The sequence below is a fragment of the Desulfosalsimonas sp. genome (assembly GCF_046483245.1).
Classification (GTDB): domain Bacteria; phylum Desulfobacterota; class Desulfobacteria; order Desulfobacterales; family Desulfosalsimonadaceae; genus Desulfosalsimonas.
Genome location: NZ_JAWODO010000045.1, coordinates 1 through 14,388 on the forward strand (window position 1 = coordinate 1; position 14,388 = coordinate 14,388).

Annotated in this window: 14 protein-coding genes and 1 riboswitch; of the genes, 13 read left to right on the forward strand and 1 reads right to left on the reverse strand. The window is 55.4% G+C overall.

Translation table 11 applies throughout. The features are described 5' to 3' along the window. Nucleotides 1-44 precede the first annotated feature (44 nt). The 5 genes from R6U41_RS04615 to R6U41_RS04635 all read left to right on the forward strand — a co-directional run bounded on the left by R6U41_RS04615 (nt 45) and on the right by R6U41_RS04635 (nt 7,159). The gene (locus R6U41_RS04615) at nt 45-1,175 is read left to right on the forward strand and encodes an efflux RND transporter periplasmic adaptor subunit (RefSeq protein ID WP_410268664.1); all 1,131 of its coding nucleotides are present in this window, start codon (nt 45-47) and stop codon (nt 1,173-1,175) included. 3 nt (nt 1,176-1,178) lie between these two features. Continuing rightward, nucleotides 1,179-4,292: an efflux RND transporter permease subunit gene (locus R6U41_RS04620; RefSeq protein WP_410268665.1), complete on the forward strand. Its 3,114-nt coding sequence runs from the start codon at nt 1,179-1,181 to the stop codon at nt 4,290-4,292. 47 nt (nt 4,293-4,339) lie between these two features. Beyond that, nucleotides 4,340-5,857, forward strand: coding sequence for an efflux transporter outer membrane subunit (locus tag R6U41_RS04625; protein WP_410268666.1), 1,518 nt, complete (start codon nt 4,340-4,342; stop codon nt 5,855-5,857). Nucleotides 5,858-6,083: 226 nt separating this feature from the next. Further along, nucleotides 6,084-6,539 carry an iron-sulfur cluster assembly scaffold protein gene (locus R6U41_RS04630; RefSeq protein ID WP_410268667.1) on the forward strand — a complete coding sequence of 152 codons (456 nt, stop codon included), beginning with the start codon at nt 6,084-6,086 and terminating at the stop codon, nt 6,537-6,539. 254 nt (nt 6,540-6,793) lie between these two features. Beyond that, complete coding sequence (locus R6U41_RS04635) at nt 6,794-7,159, forward strand: VOC family protein (protein ID WP_410268668.1); 366 nt, start codon at nt 6,794-6,796, stop codon at nt 7,157-7,159. A 154-nt stretch (nt 7,160-7,313) separates the two neighbouring features. Here the strand turns inward: R6U41_RS04635 and R6U41_RS04640 are convergent, their stop codons facing one another. Further along, nucleotides 7,314-7,709 carry an efflux RND transporter permease subunit gene (locus tag R6U41_RS04640; protein WP_410268669.1) on the reverse strand — a complete coding sequence of 132 codons (396 nt, stop codon included), beginning with the start codon at nt 7,707-7,709 and terminating at the stop codon, nt 7,314-7,316. On the opposite strand from R6U41_RS04640, the gene R6U41_RS04645 reads away from it, so the two are divergent. The 8 genes from R6U41_RS04645 (at nt 7,675) to R6U41_RS04680 (ending at nt 14,266) form a co-directional block, all read left to right on the forward strand. Further along, complete coding sequence (locus R6U41_RS04645; protein WP_410268670.1) at nt 7,675-8,025, forward strand: hypothetical protein; 351 nt, start codon at nt 7,675-7,677, stop codon at nt 8,023-8,025. The two genes, R6U41_RS04640 and R6U41_RS04645, sit on opposite strands and share 35 nt — an antisense overlap. Nucleotides 8,026-8,204: 179 nt before the next feature. Continuing rightward, nucleotides 8,205-8,390, forward strand: a riboswitch (cobalamin riboswitch). Nucleotides 8,391-8,509: 119 nt separating this feature from the next. Next, nucleotides 8,510-8,770 (forward strand): hypothetical protein, encoded by a 261-nt coding sequence (locus R6U41_RS04650; protein WP_410268671.1) that lies wholly within the window; start codon nt 8,510-8,512, stop codon nt 8,768-8,770. Between the two features lie 24 nt (nt 8,771-8,794). Next, on the forward strand, nt 8,795-9,580 hold the full coding sequence (locus tag R6U41_RS04655; protein WP_410268672.1) for a DUF3450 domain-containing protein: 786 nt from the start codon (nt 8,795-8,797) through the stop codon (nt 9,578-9,580). After that, nucleotides 9,577-11,043 (forward strand): MotA/TolQ/ExbB proton channel family protein, encoded by a 1,467-nt coding sequence (locus R6U41_RS04660; RefSeq protein ID WP_410268673.1) that lies wholly within the window; start codon nt 9,577-9,579, stop codon nt 11,041-11,043. The genes R6U41_RS04655 and R6U41_RS04660 overlap by 4 nt, the downstream gene beginning before the upstream one ends. After that, the gene (locus tag R6U41_RS04665; RefSeq protein WP_410268674.1) at nt 11,040-11,651 is read left to right on the forward strand and encodes a MotA/TolQ/ExbB proton channel family protein; all 612 of its coding nucleotides are present in this window, start codon (nt 11,040-11,042) and stop codon (nt 11,649-11,651) included. Before R6U41_RS04660 ends, R6U41_RS04665 begins: the two co-directional genes overlap by 4 nt. A 174-nt stretch (nt 11,652-11,825) precedes the next feature. Beyond that, nucleotides 11,826-12,245, forward strand: coding sequence for an ExbD/TolR family protein (locus R6U41_RS04670; protein ID WP_410268675.1), 420 nt, complete (start codon nt 11,826-11,828; stop codon nt 12,243-12,245). Beyond that, a complete protein-coding gene (locus tag R6U41_RS04675; RefSeq protein WP_410268676.1) occupies nt 12,246-12,941 on the forward strand; it encodes an energy transducer TonB in 696 nt (231 codons plus the stop codon). It begins immediately after the preceding gene. Between the two features lie 8 nt (nt 12,942-12,949). After that, on the forward strand, nt 12,950-14,266 hold the full coding sequence (locus R6U41_RS04680; protein ID WP_410268677.1) for a tetratricopeptide repeat protein: 1,317 nt from the start codon (nt 12,950-12,952) through the stop codon (nt 14,264-14,266). Nucleotides 14,267-14,388: the final 122 nt, after the last annotated feature.

The window sequence follows — 14,388 nt, forward strand, 5'->3', positions numbered from 1 at the left end:
TTGTTTTTAATGATTATATACCCGTACCAGAAAGGATACAGCACATGAAAGCGTATTTGTGGATTCTGATTTTTTCTTTGATGATGGTTCCGGTCTCCGGCTCGGCCGCCCCGGAAGACCAGGGGCAGCAAGGCCCGCCGCCCCTGGTGCAGGTGGCGGCCGTGGGCCTGGAAAACGCCCGGCAGCCGGAAAAATATGTGGGCCATGTGGAGGCCATTGTATCCATTGATCTTCGGGCCCGGGTGGAGGGCTACCTGGAAAAGGTCAATTTTCAGGAAGGTGCTGTTGTCGGCAAGGGGCAGCTTTTGTACGTGATCGAACAGGGGCCGTATCAGGCCCGGGTTGATTCAGCCAAAGCCGGGGTGGTCCAGGCCGAGGCGAATTTGTATAAGGCCCGGACCCGGCTTGGCCGTCTGCAGTCGGCCCGGCCTGAAAGCGTTTCCAAAACCGATTTAGACGATGCGCGGGCAGCCAGGGATCTGGCCAGGGGCCGCCTGCAGGAGGCTGAGGCTGGCCTGGCGCTGGCAGAGATAGATCTGGATTATACCACAATTGAAGCGCCCATAAAGGGCCGGGTCGGCCAGAGTTTTTACAAACAAGGAGACCTGGTGGGCCCTTCTTCAGGGCCGCTGGCGGAAATTGTCCGAATGGATCCCATACGGGTGGTGTTTTCCATGAATGAATCAAACATGGACATGCTCCATCATGCGGATCCGGATACAACCGCAGAGTCGGACGGAAAAGCCCTGACCGTGCGGCTCCGGTTTCCGGGCAAAAAAGTCGATTATGCCCATGAAGGAAAAATTGAATTTATTGACAACCGGATGGATCCAGACACCGGCACCATCGCGGTCCGGGCCCGGTTTGAAAATCCGGAAGGACAACTGGTGCCGGGCCGGTATGTCAATGTTTTTGTACAGCCGGATCAGCCGAATATGCAGCCCGCGGTTTTGCAGCGGGCAGTGCAGCAGGACCGGGACGGCCGCTTTGTTTTTGTTGTGAATCAAAACTCCGAGGTTGAAAAACGCAGCATTGGAACCGGTCCGGTCATTGGCAACAAGGTGATTGTCCAATCCGGACTCACCCAGGGGGAGGCCGTGATTGTTGAGGGGATTCAGAAGGTATCGCCCGGAATCCGCGTCAAGACCCGGGCTGATGAAAAAGAGGACTTTTAGGATATGTTTTCCAATATATTTATCCAGCGGCCCAGGCTGGCCATGGTCATCTCCATTGTGATCACCTTGGCCGGACTCATCGCGGTATTTGCCCTGCCCGTGGCTGAATATCCCTCGATCACGCCTCCGGTCATCCGGGTAAGCGCCGTGTATCCCGGCGCCAGCGCCCAGGTGGTCAAGGATACGGTGGCCGCCCCGATTGAGCAGGAGATGAACGGGGTCGAAGACATGCTCTACATGGAATCGGACTGCAGCAATGACGGCCGCTATTCCCTGGAAATCACCTTTGACGTGGACTCAGATCCGGATATCGACCAGGTCAATGTGCAAAACCGCCTTCAGCTTGCCGAATCCCGGCTTCCCCAGGGAGTTCTGGATCAGGGCATTGATGTGCGGCGCCGGTCCTCGGACATGCTGGGCATGATTGCCTTTATTTCTCCTCAGGGGACCCGTGATCGCCTTTTTATCAGCAATTACGTGAGCCGGACCATCAAGGATGCCCTGCAGCGGGTCGACGGGGTCAGCGACGTATATATTTTCGGCGAGTCTGAATACAGTATGCGCATCTGGATGGATCCGGACAAGCTCTCTTCCCTTGGGATGAGCCCGGATGAATTGATTGCCGCCATCCGCCAGCAGAATATCCAGGCAACCCTGGGTTCGGTGGGCACCGCCCCTGCTGTTGCCGGCCAGGACATGCAGTATACCCTTAATGCCCGGGGCCGGCTTCAGGATGTTGAGGAATTTGAAAACATCGTTGTCCGGAGCAATGAAAAAGGCGGCCTGGTCCGGCTCAAAGATGTAGCCGAAGTGGAACTGGGCAGCAAGGATTACAGCGCAGCCGGCAAGTTCAACAACAACGCGGCCATCAACGTGGCGCTCTACAGGTCTTCGGACGCCAATGCCATTGAAACCATGGGCGAGGTCAAAGCCGAGCTCAAACGCCGGGCGCAGAGCATGCCCGAGGGCCTGGACTATGTCATCCCCTATGACACAACCCAGTACGTGTCTGAAACCATCAAGGAGATTGTTTTTACCCTGGGGCTGACCTTTTTGCTGGTGGTGCTGGTGATCTTTGTTTTTCTGCAAAATGTCCGGGCCACACTCATACCTGCTGCAGCCGTGCCGGTTTCCATTATCGGCACATTTGCCGTGCTGCTGGCCATGGGCTTTAACCTCAATACCATTTCCCTGTTTGCCCTGATCCTGGCCATCGGTCTGGTGGTCGACGATGCCATCGTGGTGGTGGAAAATGTCCATCGCATCATGGAGGAGGAAAATCTCGGGGCCAACGAGGCGACCTTTAAGGCCATGTCCCAGGTAACCGCTCCGATTATCGCCATCACCCTGGTTCTTCTGGCCATATTCGTGCCCGTGGCTTTTATGCCGGGCATTACCGGTCTTCTTTACAAGCAGTTCGGCATTACACTGTGCGTTTCTGTAGTGATTTCGGCAATCTGTGCGCTGACATTGAGCCCCGCGCTTTGCAGCGTTTTGCTAAAACCCCCAAAGCCGCATACGCGCGGCCCATTTGGCTGGTTTAACGCATCTCTGGCCCGGGGCCGGTTTGCCTATACCTGGGTTGTGGGCTGGCTTGTCCGGCACCTGGCGGTTGGCATTGTGTTGTTTTTGATGGTATGTGCAGGGGCCTGGCTGTTTTCCGGGCATATTCCGGGCGCGTTTCTGCCCCAGGAGGACAAGGGCGGATTTCTCATTGATGTGGAACTGCCCGAAGGCGCCACTGTCGGACGCACAGACAAGGTCACTGCCAGGATCACAGACAAGCTTCTGGATATGGAGGGAATTGAGTATGCCATTGCCGTCAACGGATTCAGCCTGCTCAGCGGCAAGGCGGAAAATGTGGCCTTTGTGATTGCCGATCTGGATCCCTGGGAAGAACGAAGAACGCCGGAGCTGCATATTAACGCACTTGTGCGCAAGGCGGCCATGGCGCTCAACTCGGTTACCACCGCCAACATCCGCCCGTTTGTGCCACCGCCGATTCAGGGCCTGGGCACCACGGGAGGGTTTGACTTCCGGCTTCAGGCCACCCGGGACCAGTCCCCCCGGGAACTGGCCTCGGTGGCCATGGGCCTGGCGGCCGCGGCCAACCAGGAGCCCGCCCTTTCCCGGGTGTATACCACCTTTTCTGCAGATACGCCCCAGATCCATCTGGACCTGGACCGGACCCGGATGGAGGAGCTGGGCGTACCGGTAAGCTGGCTGTTTTCAACTCTCAGCCAGCAGCTGGGCTCCAGCTATGTCAATGATTTTAACCTCTACGGACGGACCTATCAGGTCAAGGTCCGGTCCCAGGCCGCCTACAGGGCCGGCATGGAAGATATCCGGGATCTGTATGTGACCAGCAGCAAGGGCAAACAAGTGCCGGTGGAAAATCTGATCGGCATGTCCACGGTGCTCGGGGCCAGGGTGATCAACCGTTATAATCAGTTTTCCAGTGCCGCCATAAAAGGCGAGCCCGCGGCCGGCTATTCATCCGGCCAGGCCATGGCGGCAATGGAGCGGCTGGCCCGGGATAACCTGCCCGAAGGCTATTCATTTCAATGGTCCACCATGTCTTACCAGGAGCAAAAGGCCAGCGGCACCGTGGGTTTTTTGTTTGCCCTGGCCCTTGTTTTTGCCTACCTGTTTCTGGCGGCCCTGTATGAGTCGTGGAATCTGCCGGTTTCCATCATTCTTTCGGTGATTGTGGCCTCGCTCGGGGCCTTTGTGGGGCTGTGGATTGCCTCGTATCCCATGTCCATCTACGCCCAGATCGGCATGGTGCTGCTTGTGGGCCTGGCTGCCAAAAATGCCATTTTGATCGTGGAGTTTGCCAGGGACCGAAAGAACCAGGGCGCTTCGGCCTACCAGGCGGCCATTGACGGCGCGGCCATTCGTTTCCGGCCGGTGCTCATGACCGCCCTGACATTTATCTTGGGCGTGGCCCCGCTGGTGGTTGCCTCGGGGGCCGGGGCGGCCAGCCGCAGGCATATCGGCACTGTTGTGTTCTCCGGGATGATCGCGGCCACCACCCTGGGCATTCTCATTATTCCCACACTCTACTACCTGTTTCAGCGGCTGGGGGAAAAATGGCAGAACCGGAAAGACAGTTGAGGAAAATTGTGCAGATCAACGCGATTGAACCGATAAGAGGTTTTTGTATGAATTCACGCACCAAAGATGACTATGGCCATAGAGGGCTGAAAAATTTGCGCCGGCTGTTTTGCCTGATGGTATTGATTCCGGTGATTGCCGCAGGCTGTGCCATGGTGGGACCGGATTACAAACAGGTGGCGCCCGAATCCCCGGAAAACTGGGAGGCCCGTATGGAAAAGGGCCTGGCGGCCACCCGGCCGGAATCCGATACCCTGTCTCAATGGTGGGACGTATTTGGTGATCCGGTGTTAAGTGAGCTGGAACAAAAGGCAGTGGAGGGCAATCTGGAAATCCGGACCGCCCTTTCCCGGCTTCGCCAGGCCCGGATCAGAAGGGGTGTCAGCCGATCTGACCTGTATCCGGGCATGGACGGCAGCGGGCAGGTGCAGCGGCAGCGGGGCAGCGAGGCCATGCCCACGAGTTATGCCGGAGAGGAAACAGATTATTACAAGGCCGGCTTTGATGCTTCCTGGGAACTGGATCTTTTTGGCGGAATCCGGCGTTCGGTTCAGGCCGCCCAGGCCGAAGTCGAGGCCAGCCGGGCGGATCTGCAGGATGTGCTCACAAGCCTGATGGCTGAAGTGGCCGTAACTTATATCGAGGTCCGGACCTACCAGCAACGGCTTGATGTCACACGAACCAATATTGAAATCCAGAAAAAAACGTACGCATTAAACAATTCCCGGCATGAGTCCGGGCTGGTGGATGAACTGGCCGTGCAGCAGGCGCTCAGGAATCTGGAAAGCAGCCGTGCTGTGATATCAAGGCTGGAAAGCGGGCTGACCGCAGCCAAAAACCGGCTGGCCGTGCTGCTGGGTCAGGCGCCGGGCGCCCTGGATGAAAAGCTTTCGCCAAAGCGGTCGGTTCCCGCGGTTCCGGAACATGTGGCGGTGGGAATTCCAGCCGATGCCATGCGCCGCCGGCCCGATATCCGGCAGGCCGAAAGGCAGGTGGCGGCCCAGACCGCCCGGATCGGCGCGGCCACTGCGGAATTGTATCCAAAGTTCCGCCTGTTTGGAACCATCGGGCTGGAGGCCCTGGATTCGGGCAGCGATTTTTGGGATGCCGGAAGCCGGTTCTGGAATGTCGGGCCGGGGGTGTCTTGGAATATTTTCCACGGCCGGGCCCTTCGGCTAAACATTGATTTGCAGACAGAAAAGCAGAAGCAGGCCCTGATTGCCTATGAGTCCGCGGTGCTAAACGCCCGGCAGGAAATCGAGGACACCCTGACCGCCTATGCCAGGGAGCAGATGCGGCAGACCTCCCTGGAAAAGGCGGTTGAAGCGGCCCGGCGCACCGAGTTTCTCGCCCGGGACCGGTACAAAGCCGGGCTTGCGGATTTTTATAACGTGCTCGACGCCCAGCGTTCCCTGCTGGAACTCGAAGACGAGCGAATCCTGTCCAAAGGGCAGGTGGCCTCTGACCTGGCCCGTCTCTACAAGGCACTGGGCGGGGGCTGGCATTATTACAACAATTTCGTAAAGCAGGCGAAACCGCGGCCGGATGCTGAAAAATCCGAGTGAAAACCGTCTATTAGCAGCCTTATACAGAAACAGGCCCGGATATGCCATGGCCGATCATGTATCCCATTAACCGGGTAATTTATCCCTGTACGCGTCTGCGGCAGGCGCAATGCGGGTCCTTGACATTGCACCGGCATGGTGGTAAGCATATGCTCAAAACTATGGAAATCAAAAATATCTATTTTAAGGGGGCCGTGGAAGGCGCCATAGGCAGGGAGAATTACCCATGGATAATTTTGATCGTTTTGTAAATGATCTCCAGGCGCAGATTTTTGATGAGGCCAGGGCGGCCTACGGGGAAAAGGGGTTTGACCGCTGGCAGAACCCAAGGTTTAACGGCGGCATGGCTTTTCCCGACGGGTGGGCCCGCGTTACCGGCGAATGCGGTGATTCAATTGAAATTTATCTTAAATTTGGAAATGATATTGTCACCGCAGCATCCTATCTGACTGACGGATGTGCCTCAAGTTCCATTTGCGGATCTTTTGCAGCAGAACTGGCCATGGGAAAAGATCCGGAGCAGCTCATCGATATTACCGGAGAGTCGGTTTTAAACGCCATTGGCCGATTGCCTGAAGACGAGCATCATTGTGCCCGGCTTGCTGCTGCAGCGCTGCAGGAGGCGCTGAGCGATTACATGTCCCGCAGGCAAGCCGAAAAACGCCGAATGCAGCAGGAGTGAAAATGAAAAAGATCGGAACCCCGGGCTTTGGGGATGTCTTTATTGTCTTGTCCCTTTCCCGGATCCGGTCAAAGGGTTTTTCCCCGGTGCCTCTTTTGTGCGATCCCTCCTTCACGCCGTGGATGTCCTCGAGTTTCCCTAATGCCCGATGTAAGCAGCCCTTCTTTTATTTTGGATCACAAATATGATATTGTTTGCAATCTGCTAAACAAAAGGTCAGGTTTGAAGATCAGAATACAGGAAGCGGGTGTATAATGGAGCAGGCTCTGAAAACCGCAAACACAATCCTTTATTGCAAAAACTGGCAGCAGACCGTTGTGTTTTACAAAGACCGGCTCGGCCTGCGGGTTAATTTCGCAAACGACTGGTTTGTGGAGTTCTGCTTGACCGCCGGTGCAAGAATCAGCATTGCCGACCAAAGCCGCGCCTCGGTCAAAAGCTGCGGCGGCGCCGGCATCACCCTGGCCCTGGAAGTCGAAGAAATTGAACCGGTCTGGGCGGACATGAATGAATCCGGCCTTGCGCCCACCCATATCCGGGATCATCCCTGGGGCGCACGGGTGTTTTATTTTTACGACCCGGAAGGCCACCGGATCGAGGTCTGGCAGCAGAATCACTAGTTAGTGCCTGAACGAAAACCGTCTTTTTCGCCAATCTCTGCGTCCGGCTCAAATTTTAATCCTCAAAATACGTCGAGTATTCCTGCGGTTAAAATTTTCGCCGTCCTTGACCTTGACGAAAAATCCTGGTTTTCGTTCGGGCACTAGTTAGTTTTTATCCATGCCTGGGCTTGCCTGCGATCACATACATGCACGGCATCAGAAACAGGGCAACCAGAATTTCCATGCCCAGTCCCCCGATGGCGGCCACTGCCATTGGCTGGAGCATGTCGCCGCCTTCGTCCATGTTGGCGGCCAGGGGAACAAATCCCATCATGGTGGTTACGGATGTCATGATCCTGGGCTTCAGTCGGATTCTGGCCGCCTGGGTCACCGCGGCCCCGGGGTCCGGGGTCTGCCGGTTACGGAGTTCGTTGGCATAGGTCACCAGCAGCACCCCGTCGTTTACCGTAGCGGCAACAACCACCAGCACGCCGATGATCACCGTGGCCCCCAGGGGCAGGCCTGCGGCGTGCATGGCAAACACCGACCCGGCCAGGCAGACCGGCACGCAGGCGAGAATCAGCGCCGGCAGGCGGATGGTTAAACTGCACGGTCAGCACGATAAAGGAAAAAAACAGGGCAAAGCCGAGCACGGAAAACACCGTGTCCTTCATGTCCGCCATCATTTTCGCGTTTCCGCCAAAGGCAAATTCGTAGCCGGCCGGCCGGTCGATCTGTTCAAGGGCTTTTTGCAGCCCGGCGACCCCGCCTGCCAGGTCGCCGCCGGCCATTTTTTTTCCACGGCGCAAGATTGCTTCCCCCTTCCTGCCCGGACGGGGAAAACAGCATGCGAAGACCGGCTGCAGCCAGCACTGCCGCCATGATGATAAGAAAGGGTCCCGTGGCGATGTTGACATTTAACCAGGAGCCCACGGGCGCGGCTATGGCAGAGGAGACGATCAAAGGGATGGAAAGGGAAAATTTTTATGCATATGTGAAGATCATTGACAGGGAAACGATTCCCCTTGACAAGGCGCTTTTTGCATTATTATAAACATATACTTAAAATTTGATCTGTCCGGGTGCTTTTAACGAAGCCTAACAGGGAACCCCGTGTGAATCGGGGACGGGCCCGCCGCTGTAAACGGGGACGAAAGCTGCACAATGCCACTGGTCAATAAGATCGGGAAGGGGCAGTCAGTAGATTGATCCGTGAGTCAGAAGACCTGCCTGAACAGATGCAAGGGGTTTGGCTACGCTGGCAGGGTTATGCCCCGGAATGAATCTGCGGATAAAAAAGGGAAATCCCGGATCGTTTAGGCGATCCGGGATTTTTTATTGGGCCAATGCGGCCTGAAGAAATTTCTGTTGACAGCAGCGGAAACTTTTGACTATGCATATCAGCATAAAGCAATCGGAAATCAGAAGCATTTCCATAAAGCGTTTTTTAAAAACAGCATCATTTGTGCAGGCCCAAGGCGTGCACGAATGCAGGACCGCACACAAAAGCCACGAAGGCTGAAACAGGAGAAAAGACCTGTATCTGCCTTTGTGGCTTTTTTTTGTGTGCTGCAGGGATGCAGCGCAGATATCGGGCTTTTTACTTTGCCATCATATTTGAAAATATAAAATTACGGGATCAGGAGCTTGAATATGAAATTGAAATTCACGGCGATACTGACGGGCGTTTTCCTGGCACTGTTTCTTGTCCGTATTGGCCCGGGGCAAACCGCGGAGCAAGGAGAGACGGGAGAAAAGGTGCGCCGCACCGTTTCCGAGTCAGTGGAGATCCGCAAGCAGACCCAGAAAGAACGCGAACAGTGGCAGGAGGAAAAACAGGAGCTTGCCGCTGCTTATGACCGGCTTCAGGACAAAAAAACACGGCTGGAAAAAAAGCAGGCGCTTTTGGAGAAAAAAAAGGCGGCTGCTGAAAAGCGGATTGCCGGTAAGGAAAAAAAGCTCGCCGACATAGAACAGATCACCAAAGAGATCGAACCCTTTGTGATGCAGATGGCAGACAGGCTCGAAGAGGTGGTTGAAAACGATCTGCCCTTTCTTGCAGCGGAGCGGGAAAAAAGACTGGAGCGGATCCGGGAATTGACTGCAGATCCCGGCAAATCAGTGAGCGAAAAATACCGCAGGGTCATGGAGGCATTGCTGGTGGAGGCTGAATACGGCAATACCATCGAGGCATATGAGAAAAATATCGAGGTCGACGGCCGCAGCCTCAGGGCAAATATCTTTCGTCTGGGCAGAACCGGCCTGTTTTACCAGACCATGGACCAGGAGGAATGCGGCTGGTTTAACGCGGCTGAAAACAGTTGGGAGAAGCTTCCGGCAAAATACAACAAGGATATTGCCGGGGCCATTGACATCGCCGCCCAACGGCAGCCGGCCGAACTGCTCACCCTGCCGCTGGGAAGGATGGTGGTAAAATGAAAAAAAAGATGTTGATCCTGATTTCAGCCGCCTGTCTGCTTTTTTCCGGGCTGCCGGTTTCTGCCCAGCAGGACATGCGCGAAATCCAGATCAAGGCCCGCATGGAAAAAAAGGCCCTGGAAAAGCGGGCGGAACTGGAAAAAAAGGAAGCTGAAAAAGAAGCCGGGCAAACCCGGCAGGAAATCACCCGGAACAGGGATTCGCTTAAACAGGCCATTGCCGGGCTGGAGGAAAATATCGGCCGGCAGGAGGAAAACATCGCTGCCCTGGAAAACGACATGGAAGCGCTTTCCGAAAAAGAAAAGGAGCTTGACAGCGAGCTGGCTGAAACCGACAGGACCGTAAATGAACTCACGGGCACAATAAAGGCCAATGCAGACGATATTGCCGGGTTTGCCGAAGACAGTTTCCAGAGCCCGCCGGAGCCCGGGGCCAGGGCACTTCTTGAAGGCATCGCAGAAGAGCGCAAGTTTCCCGGCATGAAAGATATCCGGCTGATGTCAGAATTGCTTTACGGCCAGATCCGGCATTCGGGAAACGTTCGGGTTGAAAACCGCACCATCATTGATCGTTCAGGCGGGCAAACCCGTGCCGAAATCCTGCTCGTGGGCAATTTTACCGCGGCATACAGAACGGATCAGGAAACCGGTTTTTTAAAACATTCCCCCGGCAGCGGGCAGCTCTTTGCCCTTTCCAGTCTTCCCTCAGGTGGCATGCAAAGAAAAATCAACGACTACATGGACGGCAAGTCCATGGCCGTGCCCATGGATATCACCCGTGGAGGCGCCCTGCGCCAGCTGACCCATGAGTTAAGCCTTTCAGAGCAGATCGCCGAGGGCGGCCCCATTGTATGGCCGATCCTGTTTCTCCTGGGCCTGGGCCTTCTTATCATCGTCGAAAGAACTGTTTTTCTGCTGCGCAGAAGATTTGATGCAGAGGGTTTCATGCGTTCTGTTAAAGAACTGGTCAAACAGGGCAAATTTGAAAAATGCAGGCAGGCCTGCGACGGTCACGGGACAAAGCCGCTTGCCCGCGTCATCGGCGCGGGCCTTGACTGCTGCCACATGCCCAGGGAAGAAATGGAAAACGCCCTGCAGGAGGCCATCTTAAGAGAAATTCCGCCCATGGAAAGATTTTTGTCCACCCTGGGCATGCTGGCCGCCATTGCGCCGCTTCTGGGGCTTTTGGGCACAGTTACCGGCATGATCAACACTTTCCACGTCATCACCACCCACGGCACCGGTGATCCGCGCATCATGTCAGGCGGGATTTCTGAGGCCCTTGTCACCACCATGCTGGGACTTGCGGTGGCCATACCCATGCTCATGGCCCACACCTGGCTTAACAGGGCCGTGGAAAAAGAAATCGGCGGAATGGAGCAAAATGCGGTGGCCCTTGTCAACATAGCCCATAAAAGCCGGGGCGGGCATGAACACAACAGCGGGGAAAACCGGCAGAAATGATCCAGGACCTGTTCACAGCCCTATACCGGATGAATCAGTATTTTGAAAGCGGCGGAATCGTAATGTTTCCGCTGGCGGCTTTAAGCCTTGTCATGTGGCTGCTGATAATCGACCGGGTCCTGCATTTCAGGCGGCTTTATCGCAAAAACATGAGTTCGAAAACGGCCTGGGCGCATATATCGGAAAACCGGATGCCGGATCCGGCCCGCTACCAGGGGGCCATTTCGGTGCTGGTGGCTGAGTTTATCCGCAGCAGAAGCGGTGATCCGGTCCTGGATCGGTTTATACTCGACGAGACCGTATTGAAGATCAACCGGTCCATGGACGACCATCTTGCCACCATCGGCGCCCTGGCCGCATCAGCGCCGCTAATGGGGCTTCTGGGAACGGTTATCGGAATGATCGTCACCTTTGACGTAATCGCCGTGTTTGGCACCGGAAATGCCAGGGCCATGGCCGGCGGAATTTCAGAGGCCCTTATCACAACCCAGACCGGGCTGCTGGTGGCCATACCCGGAATGTACATGAAGGGTTTTTTAGACCGCAGGGCGCAGAAATTAAAGCAGCGCACTGCGGTCATCGGCTACTACCTGCGAAGACAACTATAGTCGAGGCTTATTGCATACAGAAACATACCCGGGTCAAGCCGGTGCGAGGCAATGAGAAGAGATCCCGGGAAAAAATCCGAAATACGAAGCACGAATACCGAAACAAATTCGAATGATAAAAATTTAAATAAAAAACAACAGCGGATCTGAACCGCAATTGAAAAGAGACGCTCCATGATAAACATAACATCTGCAAGGCGGAACAAAAGCACCACCCGGGAGCTCAATATTGCGCCCCTGATCGACATGGTTTTCATCCTGCTGATCTTTTTCATCGTGACCACCAGTTTTGTGAAGGAAACCGGTATTGACGTCAGCCGGCCCACCGCCACAACCGCTGTCAGCAAGGAAGACGCTTCCATTCTTATCGCAATTGATTCGGACAACCGGGTTTTCATGGAAAATCAGGAAATAGACGTGCGCGCGGTGCGGGCCAATATCGAACGCGCCCTGGCTGAAAACCCCGATGGAGCCGTGGTTGTGGTGGCTGATCGCGCCAGCAGCACCGGCACGGCCATAAAGGTAATGGATGGCTGCAGACGGGCGGGTGCGGAAAATGTATCTCTGGCAGCAGATGTTCCGGGCGGGAAGTAAATGAGCGGAAAAGAGCCCGATAATTCCTATTTCAGGATGCTTTTCAGGCGAAGACGCGGGGCATGGGCAATAGCCGCAGCAGCTGCGGCAGTTCTGAACCTGGCGGTCTTCGCCCTGGTGCCCTACCTGCTTGAGGCTGATCCTGAAATAAAAACCTACAAAAAGATCGCCTCCGGGATAAACGTGATCCGCATGCAGGAGCCGGAGGAACCTGAACCAGAGGCCAAGGCAGAAGAAAAAGAAGAGCAGGAAGAAGAGCCGGAACCGAAAAAGGAGGCTGCCGCGAAAAAACCCGCGCAGCCGGAAAAGACCGTGCCCTTTGACATCAATCCCAGGCTGCCGGCAGGGCCGAACTCCATGGAAGTCCCGGAGATGGCCAGGCCGAAGGCGTATTCACCGAAAGACAGGTTCTCAGCCGGGGAACTTGACCAGCCGCTTACCGCGGTTTCCCGAACGCCGCCGACCTATCCCATGCGGGCCAAGCGCAGAGACATCGAGGGATGGGTAAAGGTCCGGTTTGTGGTGGACAAGCAGGGCAAAGTCGGGGAGGTGACCATTCTGGAACAGGAACCCGATGGGGTTTTTGACAAGGCGGTGCGCAACTGCGTTTCCCGGTGGCGGTTTAAACCCGGCACTGTTGGGGGCACCAAGGTAAAAACCGTGGCAGAGACCACCATTCGGTTTGAACTGGACTAAAAGGGCGTATGTCAGGATCGATATCAAAATTCTGCAGTATTGTTCTGATCGCCGCGGCGCTTTTATACATCCGGCCGGGGGCGGGGCTGTGCGCTGAGCCGCCTGCTGCGGCACAGATGGTGCTCTCGGAAGCCTATGAGCAGATGGAAGCGGAAAACTATGAAAAAGCCCTGGAAAAGCTCAAAAATTTTCAGGCCCGCTCGGATAAAACAGACCCTGACCCGGATGCCGCGGATCCCAGAGGATATCACCACCCTGAGATCTATTTCATGATCGGAAACATCCATTATGCTATGGAAAACCCGGAAAAGGCAAAGCAGGCATACCAGCAGGCCGTAAAGCGCAGCCCGAAACATGCCGGCGCCCTGGTCAACCTGGCCCGGGTCTTCCACGAGCAGGAAAAATACGAAAAGGCAGCGCAAAGCTTTGAAAAAGCATACGCGGCAGAAGATCAAAAAGAAGCCGCATACCTTTATTACGCGGCAGTGAGTCTGCTTGCAGATGGTTCCGCCGGCAACTCGCTGAGTCTTTTTGAAAAGCTCCTTAAGGCCCATCCGGATGAGATAAAGCCCGGGTGGCGGGAAAACCTGGTGTACGCATTTCTGGAGGCCGGAAAAAACAGGAAGGCGCTGCCGCACATAAAGCTTCTGGCTGAAAAATACACCGGGGAAAAACAGATCCAGTGGCAGGAAATCCTTTTGCACCAATACCTTGAACTCGACATGCAGGATACGGCCGGAAAATACGCCCTTGAGCTGACAATGCAGGCCCCCACCCTGCCCAAATGGTGGAAGGCCCTGGCACACACGGCATTATCCCAAAACGATCATGACCAGGCATTGACCGCCATGATGATCTACAGCTACCTGACCCCGCTTTCGGAGCAGGAAAAAAAGCTTTTGGGCGATCTTGCCCTGCAGGCCGGGGTGCCTGTCAAAGCAGAGCCTTATTACGAGGCGCTTTTGGAAGAAAATCAGGACAAGTCGGTTTTAAAAAGCCTGGTATCCGCCCTCCAACAGCTCGGAAAATCCGAAAAGGCCCTGGAGGCCATAAGGGCGTTTGACGGATACGAAAACCACCCTGAACTGATGATGTTAAAGGCGGATCTTCTATATGGCATGGACAGATTCGGGGATGCGGCAAAAGCATACAGCGCGGCGGCCCAACAAAAAGGAAAGCAGGAAGGCCGCGCCTGGCTTATGGCCGGATACGCGGCCTGGGAGGCGCAAGACACGGACGCTGCTTTACAGTATTTTAAAGAGGCGGCTGAATTTGAAAACCATAAAAAGGATGCAAAAGCCGCCATTCAAAGACTGGCGCAATAACCCCTTACAAAACAACTCCGGCGTGTTTCAAATTCCGGTATTTGAATAAGGAGGCAGCCGAGCCCGGCCAGGCCCATGCGGCTGCCCCCTTTGGAAAACCTCCCGTGAAACGGGAAGCATTT